Genomic DNA, 12,740 nt, shown 5'->3' on the forward strand with positions numbered 1-12,740 from the left:
AAATTTCCCAGATTCGTTTCACTTCACCCAAGCTACGAATCATAAAGGATTGTGATTTATACGGGACACCTTAAATAAGGTGAATTATGGGTATAGGGGTATGGTCATGTTAGATACTAGGGAGTACTGCGTGAGCTACTTTAAGGAGCTCGATGAAGAGCTGAAATGCTATCTTGAGCAGTCGCAAATAGAGAAATGTTACCAAGCCTATCTGGTTGCTGAAAAAGCGCATCAAGGGCAGATGCGGCGTTCTGGCGAACCCTATATTACTCATCCTGTTGCCGCAGCTCTGATTCTCGCCCGAATGCGTCTTGATTATCAAACAATTATGGCGACTTTGCTTCATGATGTGGTTGAAGATACCTCAGTGAGCAAAGATGATTTAACACGCCAATTCGGTGAAGAAATTACCTCCCTTGTGGATGGTGTTACCAAACTGACCAAAATCAAATTTGAATCAAAGGCAGAGGCCCAGGCGGAAAATTTCCGTAAAATGGTCTTGGCCATGGTTAAAGATATCCGTGTCATTATAGTTAAGTTAGCCGACCGTTTGCATAATATGAAGACGCTAGGTGCAATGCCTTATGCAAAACGTAGACGTATAGCCATAGAAACTCTGGAAATTTATGCCCCAATTGCGAACCGTTTGGGGATGCATTCGATTTATGTAGGACTTGAGGATTTAGGATTTCAGGCTTTATATCCTATGCGTTACAGAGCTATTAAATCAGCAGTTGAAAAGTCTCGTGGTAATCGACGTGAATTGACCCAGACAATTGAGCGTGATTTGCAACTGGCTTTAGCGCAATTAAACATTCCTTATGAACAAGTATTCGGCAGACAAAAACACTTATACAGTATTTATAAAAAAATGCGCCAGAAAAAAGCCTCATTTACCGAGATTACCGATGTTTTTGCTTTTCGCGTGATTACTGAAGATATTGATTCCTGTTACCGTATTTTAGGCGCCTTACATTGTACTTATAAACCTGTCCCGCAACGCTTTAAAGACTATATTGGCATTCCTAAGGCCAATGGATATCAATCCCTGCATACCACTTTGTTTGGGCCTTTTGGGGTTCCTCTCGAAGTACAGATTCGTACGCGTGACATGGATAAGGTCGCTGATAATGGAGTAGCTGCACATTGGATTTATAAATCGTCTGGCCTTGAAGTAAACGAAGCGCAACTGCGTGCAAGAGAGTGGGTGCAAAGTCTATTGGAAATGCAACGCAGCACTGGAAGTTCGTTAGAGTTTATTGAAAACGTGAAAATCGATTTATTTCCAGATGAAGTATATGTTTTTACTCCTAAAGGCCATATTATGGAGTTACCCAAAGGAGCGACGCCGGTTGATTTTGCCTATTCGGTCCACTCGGGAGTGGGTAATAGTTGTGTTGCGGCGAAAGTAAATAGAAAATTGGTGCCATTAAGTATTCCTTTATCTAATGGGCAAACGGTTGAGATCATTACGGCACAAGGTGCTCATCCCAACCCGACTTGGTTAAATTTTGTAGTTACTGGAAAGGCGCGATCTAATATCCGTCATTTTCTGAAGAGTCAACAAAATACGGAATCAATTAGTTTAGGAAAACGTCTTCTTGAGCAGTCATTAAACGAATTATCCAGTGATTATGCAAAAATTCCGCCAGAATCCTTACAAGCACTATTAAGTGACTTACATTATAAAGCGATGGATGATTTGCTCTATGCGATTGGCGTAGGCAATCAAATGGCTATGGTAATTGCCAAAAGATTGGTAATAACTCAAGACACTAATGAACTGGATAAAGGAATTAAAACACATCCCTTGGCAATTAAAGGAACAGAGGGAATGGTGGTTCATTTTGGTGAGTGTTGTCAGCCTATTCCTGGTGATAATATTGTTGGGAAATTCCAACAGGGTCGAGGAATTATTGTTCACAGCAGTGATTGCGCCACTTTAAAAAATTCACGAACTAATCCAGAGCAATTTGTTGCTTTACGTTGGGATGAGAAGGTTGAAGGTGAGTACTGGGTTGATATTACAGTTGATGTAGTCAACGAGCGTGGTGTCTTGGCAGCTCTGGCAACTGCAATTGCTGAAGCAGGATCCAATATAGGTAATATCAATGTGGATCCACGAGATGGACGACATAATGCCGTTACATTTTCAATTAGTGTTATCGATAGAACGCATTTGGCTCGGGTAATGCGCAGGTTACGGGCAAATAAAGTGGTGATGCGTCTTTATAGAAAAAAACAAGGGGATAATTAATGCAACCGGTAAATACAAAATTGGCTCCAGAAGCTATTGGAACTTATTCACAAGCCATTAAGTGTGGGGATACAGTTTATCTTTCAGGACAAATACCACTTGATCCGGTAACTATGGAATTATGCAGTGAAGATATTAAATTGCAAATTACTCAGGTTTTGGAAAACTTGTCCGCAGTTTGTGAGGCTGCAGGCGGTAGCTTGGCACATATAGTGAAATTAAATGTTTATCTTACGGATTTGCGTCATTTTCCTTTAATTAATGAAGCAATGAGTCGTTATTTTTCATCACCATATCCAGCAAGAGCGGCGATAGGAGTCTCTGCATTGCCACGTGGTGTTCAAGTTGAGATGGATGGTATAATGGTTTTATCTTCGAAATAATTTATTGAAAGGTAGCCGGGGTGCATAAAAAAGTTGTAACCCGGGTTTATTTGGTTTGCAATCTTCAGGGTTTCACCTCGCTGCACTCAGGCTACACGTTTATAATCAGAGTTTATTTATGAGTATTATTTCCCTTCATAGTGTCTCCCTCAATATTGCGGGTAATCAGTTATTGGATAATGCTGATTGGCAGATCCAACCTCAGGATCGTATTGCATTAGTTGGACGAAATGGAGCAGGTAAGTCCACCTTGCTTAAACTTTTATTAGGAGATTTAGTTCCTGATGGCGGTCAAATCAATCAGCTTTCTGGATTACGAGTCGCTGGATTGACTCAGGAAGTTCCAATTACTGAAGAAGAATCAGTCTATCATTTTCTAGTGAAAAGCCTAGGTGAAGTAGGGGAGGTTTTATCGCGTTTTAATGAATTATCTCAGTTGGGTGATGTGGATAAATTAGTTTCGTGCCAGCAACAAATGGATAATTTACATGCTTGGGATAAATTACCACAAATTGAAACCATGGCCAGTCGTTTAGGCATATCCACTAACGAGCGCATGAATAACTTGTCAGGTGGTATGAAACGGCGTGTGCTTCTGGGCGCGGCACTTATTGCAACTCCAGATTTATTACTATTGGATGAGCCTACCAACCATTTGGATATTGAGGCAATAGAATGGTTAGAAGCTTACTTAAAAAGTTTCAAAGGAGCTGTACTCTTAGTTACTCATGATAGGGAATTTTTAAGTCAAGTATCCAACCGGATAGTAGAAATTGATAGGGGAAAACTGTACCAGCATGATTGTAACTATGAAACTTATCTGGACCGAAGGGAATCCATTCGTCTTAGCGAGCAAAAGCAAAATAATTTATTTGATAAAAAGCTGGCGGAAGAAGAGACATGGATCCGTACAGGAATCAAAGCACGACGAACCCGAAATGAGGGGCGAGTTCGCGCATTAAAGGCACTGCGCGAGGAATATAAGGCACGTCGTAATCAATTGGGCAAGGTCAAATCATTCTCTCTCGATGTAACTCGCTCGGGTGCAGTGGTTATCGAAGCAAACCAAGTGAACTATAATTTGGGTGATAAAACAATTTTACGTGATTTTTCCTTACTACTGACTCGGGGGGATAAGCTTGGAATAATTGGACCTAATGGATGTGGTAAAACGACTCTAGTCCGTCTATTGCTTGGGGAATTAGAACCAGATTCTGGGCAAATAAAACTGGGTACTTCTTTGAGCGTGGCTTATTTTGATCAATTACGTCGTCAATTGCACGAAGATCAAACCGTTATGTTTAATGTGGGTGATGGCGCGGATTATGTAACAATTAATGGCAAACAAAAGCATGTTGCCAGTTATCTGCGTGATTTTTTATTTTCACCCGAACGTTTTAATCAACCGGTTTCAGTACTTTCTGGGGGAGAAAGAAACAGATTATTATTAGCCAAACTGCTTGCCAAACCAGTAAATTTGTTAGTAATGGACGAACCTACCAATGATTTGGATATAGAAACTTTAGAGCTCCTTGAAAGTATGTTAGTTGACTATCCTGGAACTTTAATATTAATTAGCCATGATAGGGCATTTATTAATCAAGTCGTTACCAGTGTTCTGGTTTATGAAGAAGCTGGGCAATTTAATGAGTTTGTTGGGGGGTATGATGAATATAAAATGCATAAAAAACAACAACAGCGAGAGCAGACAGTAAAAACACCGGTTGCGAAAAGAAATCCTGTAACAAACAAATTAAGCTTTAATGAGCAACGTGAGCTGGCGCAATTACCAAAAAAAATTGAACAGCTAGAAGCAAAAATAGCCGAATTACATTTACAGATGGCTGAGCCCAAATTTTACCAACAAGATGCCCAGCTGATTACAAAAATTAATCAAGGTCTGGCCGAAGATGAGGATTTACTAACACGACTTTATACGCGATGGGAAGTATTAGAAGATGTTGAGAAAAGGAACACATAAATGTTATTAACACTGGCTTTGGTTGTTCTTTTAAGTTCAATTCTGGTTTTCTTTTCAGAGGAATTTATTAAAGCCTTTAACAAGCTCTTTGCCATAAAAGGAGCTAAATTGTTAATCCCCATGTTTGCTGCTTCCTGGCTAATTTATACGTTTACGTTTTGGTGTTTGTGGGCAATTTTTTATCTGCGTGAAATGTTGCATGAAATACTGAATTTTCTAGTGCGTATCATGCCTTTTCAGCAGGGAGCGGTCTCCGCGGTACTGATATTCATGTTGACTTTTCTTTCAGTAGTTCCAGTTCTTATTCTTGATATTCTTTCACGAAGAAAAAGATTCAAAGGGTATCAGTATCCTTATGTAACAAGTGGGGTAATCTGGATTCTATCTGTTTTCTTGTTAATCATCATATAGTTAGTCTGTAAAGAAATGTAATTTTTATGTAAAGATTTATTAATTTTGTTAATAAAACCTTAAGTTTTCTTTTTTATACTTCTTGCGTCAAAGTTTGGAATTTAATAAAAATCAAAAAGGAGACTAATGTGGCATTCACCAGCAAACAACATCATCATGATCGAGTGACTCTTGATTCTTATCAGCATGGTCGTGAACCTCAACCCCTCTATCCTAAGGTAACACCCTACAATCCCTATGTTGAAGTAACGACCTCACAAAAACCTCATGTAGAGGTCCGTTCTACTGGTCGCTCATACAATAGATATCAACAAACGCATCATAATCATCATCACAGTTATTCTTCTACTGGTCGTGGTGGACGTATCTTATTTATTGGATTTTTTATTCTTTTGCCCATTGTGGTTGTTGCGGCAATACTGAGCTCGACTCTTGGTGCAATGAGTTTAACTACGGCTTCTCTAACTGCTGCTGGAGCGGGTGCTGCAGGTGCAATTGCTTTTAGTGCTTCGACTTTTGGGATCGGTGCACTGATACTCTATGGTGCTCTGGGTTTAGCTTATTTATATTCAAGTGCTAAAGAATGCTATAGCAGCGACAAAAACGTGTTTGATATGATTAAAGCGCATGTTGTAAATGAAGATGGAGTGGGTTTTAAAGGAGTTATGAAATCTATAGGCTCTGTATTGTGGTCTCCATTTTTACTCATTGGTGGTTTGTCGGGTATGGCAGTTAAAGGGGCAATGAATGCTTGTGTTTCAAGTCGTTCGGTGCCGCCTAAAGTGGAACACACCCAAATGACAGAGTCCTATACTTGGATGTCGACCAATGAGTTGGGTGCACAACATAAATCTAAGAGTAGTTCCAAGCAAAAAGAGGAGCCACCGGTTTATTCTCAAGTATTTACTGGAACTCCAGAAAGAACCGAAAAAGAGCATCATCTATTAGACTCTCAGGTTGGTTTTCCTGTTTATCCTACTCTTAACTTTTCTAGTACTAATTAGTAGTGTATTAGCTGCTGCGTGCAGATTTTTCAATCAAAGTGGGTTTGTATAGTTTTTTGGGTTCTGTAATAACGAACCCGAAAAACCAAATAAATCTTCTAAAAAAATTAAGAACCTTGAATTTTAAACCTCTTTGAACTGTGTACAATACTAAGTAAATAGGGCGTTCCCCTAGTGGTGCGTCCGTTTTTCCCGCCAAAATAGCCTATAATTTAATCAAGATGCTTTTCTGGGGGGCTTATATGGCTTCTAATCGATCGGAAACTCCTAAGCGAACAACAGAAACTGTTGCTTCAATGTGGCAAGAGCTAAATGAAGCAGAACAAACACTTATGATGGGGCGACTGCAGCAATGGTTTGCAGATATTGAAAAGAACAATGACCCCAACAATACTGGAACAACTCCATCTTTAGCAACTCAATTTCTTTCGCGTTTTGGACTAAAGAATGCCTCAGAGGTGTTTTATTTTCTTAAAACTGCCGGGGGGAAAGAAGCAGTTACTATGATAGCTAGAGAACTGATGAAAAAAGAGGATCAAATTCAATTGATCAGAGAACAAAATGAAGAGGTACTACGAAAGCGACAACATATAGTTTTTCTTCTTATGGGATTAATTGCAGAGCGGGAAGCTTTAGCTAAAAATGTGGATCAACTATTTAGACTGGAAATAGAAAGGCACCTTACAAAGGATAAACATACTGAACATAAAGAAACAATTTCTGGCCATTCTCAAATAGAAATTATAGACGCTATGATCTCCAACTACCTTATGACTATTCACGCTTTAGATGTAGAACTGAATAAATTGGAAGAGCAATTAAATCAGGTTGAAAAAGAATTGATTGCTATTGAAGAGGAAGAAGAGCAGATCGAAGCTTATCATGACGAGCTTCATACACATATCGATATACTGGATAAGTATCTGGAACTGCCTATTTTGAGTCATCCTCAAGAACCTCCTGCTGCTTTTATGGAACGAAGACGTACTCTTTTGATGCAAGATCTTGAAAGATATAGAGAACAAGAGGCATTACATAGAAATACACTATCTGAAGATCCTAATACTCAGGAAATGGCACGAAACCGTATTAGCCGACACATCAGAACAATTGAGCATGAACTCCATTTTCATCAAGCTCACCTAAGCCAAACAGCCATAAACTATGAGGAATTATTTCGTTTAGCTCTAGAACAAACACGATCTAAAATACAAGAACTTAAATCGCAATCTACTTCAGGACCGTTGGGCGCTGAAATAGAAGGTTTACAATTACGTGAACAAGGATTGGTTTCCGCGTTAAAGGTTATGAGAAATAAGAAAATACTCCTTAACGATAAATTGGAACAAGTTTTTGATTTTTCTCAAGCCCGTTTTATTGTCAAACATGAGGAAGCAAAATGCCTGATTCAAAAAGATGATGGCTCATATGCTCTAATCCCTAAGGATATGGATCCTAAAAAATTGACTCAGGATCAATGGGAGCAAGCTAAGCTAAATTTTGATCAAGAAAAAGAGCGCATTCAAACTCCCCGCTTTAATTTTATGGAAAAGATACAAGAAAATTTGCAAAAACAAATTCAACGCAAAGAACAACACTTAACTCTAAGAGAAGTATTACAAGCCCAAAGATCAGAAATGCATCGTGCCAGAGAAAAAATGGGAGAAACTTTAAGCTTTGCTCAAACTAAAAAAGCAACATTATTAGGCAATACTCCTCGTTTGTCGCAAAGAGTTACTCCAAAATCTGATCCTCATCCAAGCTATACACAAATGATAGAAAAATTTGAATCTTTGGTATTAAAAGCGCCCCAAAAAGAGGATATCGAAAAAGCTCGAGGTGTTGTCAAAAATTTATCAATATCATCTGAGAGCAAAGGAAAGCTTGATGAATTAATCGAACAAGTCACACCAGAGAGGGTTATGGAGCCGCAGCAACGGCTTCAATGGCTATACAGCGCCAAACGAATAATAACAGATACATCGTTAGCTAAGCCTGAAGTGGATCCGAATAAAACGATTAAGTAATATGTTTATGGATACACTCTTCTTTAATTTTTTTGTCTTTACACTCCCGCCTACGTTGCGTGGCTTTTCCGCGGGACGTCGCATAGTAGAGTAAGGCAGGCTTTGCAGCAATTTGTAAATTCAGCTTTAATTTCCAGGCAATATTTTATGCAGTAGAGATGATGAATGTTTACATTCCGTGTATAATGATGGCAATTTATTTTCAGGTTGCCCTATGAATAAACAGGATTTTTACTTTGATTTACCTCCGGAATTAATTGCACAGTATCCTTTAGCTAAGCGCAGTGATTCGCGTCTTTTAACTTATAATCGTCAAAAAGGTGAATATGGTCATTATCAGTTTCGCGAAATAGCTGATTTTTTAAATCCTGGCGATTTACTGGTTATGAATGATTCCAAGGTGATCCCTGCTCGACTTTACGGTCATAAAACTACTGGCGGAAAAGTTGAGTTATTAGTGGAACGTATTACGGGTGAATTTACTTTTCTTGCTCATATTAAAGCCAGTAAAGCATTAAAGCCTGGATCAATTATTAAATTAGAGCAAAATAGAGAAATCGAAGTCCTTGAAAGAAAGGATGATTTATTTATATGTAAAGCAAATAGGGACGTTTTGCAATTATTGAATGGAATAGGTCATATTCCATTACCCCCCTACATTACGCGAAATGATGAAATTTTGGATCAGGATCGTTATCAAACAGTCTATGCAAAATATGAGGGTTCTGTTGCAGCACCTACTGCGGGCTTACATTTTGATGAATCTGTATTATCCAGCTTACAAGCAAGGGGAGTTGCTGTAGCTTATCTCACTTTGCATGTAGGGGCAGGAACATTTAGACCCGTTCGTTGTGACCATATCAAAGACCATAAAATGCATAGTGAGCAATTCACAATTAGCCCGGAATTATGTGCCGCAGTACACGCTACAAAAGCAGCTGGAAATCGAGTAATTGCAGTCGGTACGACTGCTTTGCGTAGTCTTGAGAGTGCAGCACAAAATGGAGTATTAACTGCATGCAGCAGAGATACGGATATCTTTATTTACCCAGGATATGAGTTTAAGATTTGCGATGGGCTAATGACTAACTTTCATTTGCCTGAGTCTACCTTGCTCATGCTGGTTTCAGCTTTTATCGGCCACAAACAAGCAATGATGCTTTATCAAGAAGCAATCGAAAAAAGATACAGATTTTTTAGTTATGGTGACACCAGTTTATTGCTGTAAATCAGGAGATCAGGAATGTTGGCTGCAATACAGAATTTTATACCTGTTTTAACTTCAGATGCAGGTTTATGTCTTACAATGGCAAATTGGCACGAAGTAAAAATTACAGCGGCATCTTATTCTTTGGAGCATTTGTTGTATAAGCCGGGCCAGGATGTACTCGAAAAAATATCTGATTTAGCCCGTTACTTGGCTTGTCCTGGAACAGTGGTTATTAATGCAATGTCGCTTATAGCCAATAAGGAAAAAGTTTATGTGCTCAAGTCACCTTATGATGGGTCTAGAGTCAAAGTTTCCTTGGAGAAGTTAATTGAACTTATCCATCATTTAAAACCTAATGCAGTTATTTTACCTCAAAATATCCTGCGCGATTTTCCACAAATTTGGGATAATTGGGATGAGGCAATTGTTCCATTTATTGATGTTAAAGAATTAGAAAAACATGAGATAGTGAAGCCACATGGGGTTTATTTTAATGTTGTGGATGAGCTGAATTGGGAGCGATTAGATCAATGGTCTCATTTAGCACGTTATATTATAGGACGTTTTAATCCTGAGTTAATCAAACGTTTACGTGATAAGGGAATCGAGTTTATTGAGACAGATGAGCCATCACAAGCAGCGACTCAAGGAAAAGTTTACAGCCAGACAGGAACCGTGGATTTAACTGATTCAAAAATGCAGATGCAATTTGAAACGATTGATGCAGAGTGCTGTTGTCCTACATGCTCTCAACAATTTACCCGAGCTTATTTGCATCATCTATTGCAACATACTCCCTTATTATGTCAGCGATTTTTAATTCAGCATAATGTATTTTATGTGCAAAATTATGATGTTTCGTGATGGATTTTACCCATCCCCCTAGCCCTCTTCCCATGTTCCGTCAGGTGGATGAGGAATTTTTTATAATGTTTGACAGTTTTTTCCATACAAGATAGCATTACCAACAATTTGATGGCGCGGGGTGTCGTGATACACGTCTGAGAAATACCCGTTGAACTTGATCTGGTTCGTACCAGCGTAAGAACGCCTTAAATCTGTATTCATTTTAAAGTGATTGCTCTCTTAAAGAGTCCTCTCTTAATTTTATGGGTTCTCTGAATACAGGTTAATTGCTTCAATTAGGCTTTCAATCGATATCTTTTGCCATCCTTTATTTTATTAATTAATACAAGGAGCCCATGGCATGAGTGCATTATCAACAAGAACAACTCTATTACTCAATTGGTATGCAAATCCTTACCACACCCCAATTTTTGTTGCCCATTCATTAGGGTATTATCAGCAAGAAGGCATAAAATTAGCAATTTTGGAACCTAGCGATCCTAGCGATGTAACCGAAATTGTGGGGATGGGGCATGTTGATTTTGGGGTAAAGGCGATGATCCATACCTTGGCTGCACGTGCAAAAGGTTATCCTGTTACTTCAATTGGAACATTGCTGGATGAGCCTCCAACAGGTCTTATCGCGCTTAAATCCAGTGGTATTAGCTCCTTTCAGGATATTGTCGGCAAACGAGTAGGGTATATTGGCGAGTTTGGCAAAATCATTATAGATAATTTGGCAAAGCTAGCCGGCATTGATCCCTCAAGTTATGAGACAGTGCGTATTGGCATGAATGTTACTGATGCGATTTGCCGCGATATCATTGACACGGGTATTGGTTTTATTAATTTTCAGAAAGTTGAATTAGAGCATTTACGCGGTGAAACTGTATTTCTGCGCCTTGATCAGCTTGCAGGCTTAGGGTGCTGCTGTTTTTGTTCCATTCAATTTATTGTGCCAGAACGCATGTTAACGAATCCTGAAATCCTTAAAGGATTTCTCAACGCCACACAGCGTGGAGCTGCCTTTACCACCGAAAATCCGGATGAAGCTTATGAGCTTTTATGTCGTATTAAACCCCAATTGCGAACCCCGATGTATCATACAATATTCATTCGTAGCCTACCCTTTTTCTCACGCACGCTTTTAAATGTGGAACGTGATTGGAATAAAGTAGGGCGATTTGGCAAACATTTGGGAGTGATTGATGAGTCTTTTGCGGTAAATGCTTGTTATACGAATGAGTTATTACCTAAGATGCCTCATTCTGATTTGGAGCCTATCGCGTGTTGCGTGAGTGAATAAAAAGTTTTGTCTACGTCCCGCGGATTATCCGCGGGAGTAGGGGGGAAACTGCGATGAAAAATGCTGCTGTTGTGGGTGCTGGAATAATGGGGTGTTTGCTGGCTTTGCGCTTACAAAAGGAAGGCTGGATAGTAACATTATTTGAAGCAGAAACTTCTTTCAATAATTGCAGCAATGCAGCAGCAGGTCTTTTGGCACCCATGTCGGAGCTTGATAAGGCGGAACAAGTTATTTTCAATTTGGGGATGGAGTCGGTCGAAACATTATGGACACCCATTCTCAATCAATTGCCAGAACCCATATATTTTCGTCAAAAAGGAAGTCTTGTAGTACATCATCCACAAGATAGAGCAGAATGGCAGCAGTTTAGCGCCAGAATTGTCAGTAAATTAAGTAATTCGTGCTACCAATTGCTCAATGAAGAGGTACTAAGACAGTTTGAGCCAGAACTCAGTCAATTCCAACGAGCCTATTATTTTCCTAGAGAAGCACAGCTCGATAATCAGACTCTGTTGCCAGTACTTAAAAATCATCTTTGCGAGCAGGGGGTTATTTGCCGAGATCATACTTTTGTTTCTGCTGTCTCTCCAGGGAGAGTAGAGGCAAGTAAGGAATCACATCAATTTGATTTTGTTTTTGATTGCCGAGGTTTGGGGGCAAAAACCTCTTTTCCGCATCTGCGGGGACTTCGTGGGGAGCTTGTTTGGTTGCATGCACCTGAAGTTCGGTTACAAAGACCTGTTCGCCTCTTACACCCTAGGTTCATTATTTATATTGCACCGCGTCCTGATTCTCATTATCTTATCGGTGCGAGTGAGTTGGAAACAGAAGATTCCAGTCCAATTTCGGTACGTACATCGCTTGAATTATTAACTGCTGCATACTATGTGCATCGGGGTTTTGCCGAAGCACGAATAGTTAAGACAGTGACGCATTGTCGGCCGACTTTAGTGCATCATCAGCCTCGCATAAAATATGCGAAGCAATTTATTGCTGTTAACGGGCTTTATCGTCATGGATATTTGATTGCTCCGGCATTAGTAGAGGAAATTCTACGTGGATTAAACAGCAATCAAAAAGACATTTGTTATCCTGAGCTTTGGGAGGCTTATTTATGATTATTTATGTAAATGATCAACCATTAACACTTGATACGTCCTGTACACTTCAGGAAATGCTTGCGCAGAGAGAAGAGATTGCGGCGCATGTAGCAATCGCAATTAATAATCAATTTGTTCCCAAATCTATGTTTTCTAGCATCATCTTGTGTGAAGGAGATCGTATCGATCTAATTGTACCGATGCAGGGAGGATAG

The 12,740-nt window shown here is 39.4% G+C and carries 11 protein-coding genes and 1 riboswitch; all 11 genes read left to right on the top strand.

Annotated elements, in window-relative coordinates; translation table 11 throughout:
• Positions 1–130 precede the first annotated feature (130 nt).
• The 11 genes from spoT to thiS all read left to right on the top strand — a co-directional run bounded on the left by spoT (position 131) and on the right by thiS (position 12,740).
• On the top strand, positions 131–2,257 hold the full coding sequence (gene spoT / locus LXO92_RS07925; RefSeq protein ID WP_232890737.1) for a bifunctional GTP diphosphokinase/guanosine-3',5'-bis pyrophosphate 3'-pyrophosphohydrolase: 2,127 nt from the start codon (positions 131–133) through the stop codon (positions 2,255–2,257).
• The gene (locus LXO92_RS07930) at positions 2,257–2,640 is read left to right on the top strand and encodes a RidA family protein (protein WP_182352124.1); all 384 of its coding nucleotides are present in this window, start codon (positions 2,257–2,259) and stop codon (positions 2,638–2,640) included. The genes spoT and LXO92_RS07930 overlap by 1 nt, the downstream gene beginning before the upstream one ends.
• Before the next feature lie 118 nt (positions 2,641–2,758).
• Positions 2,759–4,621, top strand: coding sequence for an ATP-binding cassette domain-containing protein (locus tag LXO92_RS07935; protein WP_182352125.1), 1,863 nt, complete (start codon positions 2,759–2,761; stop codon positions 4,619–4,621).
• Positions 4,622–5,032, top strand: a complete 411-nt coding sequence (locus LXO92_RS07940; protein ID WP_182352126.1) for a hypothetical protein — start codon at positions 4,622–4,624, stop codon at positions 5,030–5,032.
• Positions 5,033–5,160: 128 nt separating this feature from the next.
• On the top strand, positions 5,161–6,036 hold the full coding sequence (locus LXO92_RS07945) for a hypothetical protein (protein ID WP_232890738.1): 876 nt from the start codon (positions 5,161–5,163) through the stop codon (positions 6,034–6,036).
• 242 nt (positions 6,037–6,278) lie between these two features.
• A complete protein-coding gene (locus LXO92_RS07950; RefSeq protein WP_182352128.1) occupies positions 6,279–8,063 on the top strand; it encodes a hypothetical protein in 1,785 nt (594 codons plus the stop codon).
• A 214-nt stretch (positions 8,064–8,277) separates the two neighbouring features.
• Positions 8,278–9,291 (top strand): tRNA preQ1(34) S-adenosylmethionine ribosyltransferase-isomerase QueA, encoded by a 1,014-nt coding sequence (gene queA / locus LXO92_RS07955; RefSeq protein WP_182352129.1) that lies wholly within the window; start codon positions 8,278–8,280, stop codon positions 9,289–9,291.
• Between the two features lie 15 nt (positions 9,292–9,306).
• Positions 9,307–10,137, top strand: coding sequence for a tRNA-guanine transglycosylase (locus LXO92_RS07960; RefSeq protein ID WP_182352130.1), 831 nt, complete (start codon positions 9,307–9,309; stop codon positions 10,135–10,137).
• Between the two features lie 107 nt (positions 10,138–10,244).
• Positions 10,245–10,338, top strand: a riboswitch (TPP riboswitch).
• Positions 10,339–10,480: 142 nt separating this feature from the next.
• Positions 10,481–11,425 carry an ABC transporter substrate-binding protein gene (locus tag LXO92_RS07965; protein WP_182352131.1) on the top strand — a complete coding sequence of 315 codons (945 nt, stop codon included), beginning with the start codon at positions 10,481–10,483 and terminating at the stop codon, positions 11,423–11,425.
• Between the two features lie 53 nt (positions 11,426–11,478).
• A complete protein-coding gene (locus LXO92_RS07970; protein ID WP_232890739.1) occupies positions 11,479–12,543 on the top strand; it encodes an FAD-dependent oxidoreductase in 1,065 nt (354 codons plus the stop codon).
• Positions 12,540–12,740 carry a sulfur carrier protein ThiS gene (gene thiS, locus LXO92_RS07975; RefSeq protein ID WP_182352133.1) on the top strand — a complete coding sequence of 67 codons (201 nt, stop codon included), beginning with the start codon at positions 12,540–12,542 and terminating at the stop codon, positions 12,738–12,740. Before LXO92_RS07970 ends, thiS begins: the two co-directional genes overlap by 4 nt.

The organism is Legionella resiliens, from assembly GCF_021344005.1.
Classification (GTDB): Bacteria; Pseudomonadota; Gammaproteobacteria; order Legionellales; family Legionellaceae; genus Legionella; species Legionella resiliens.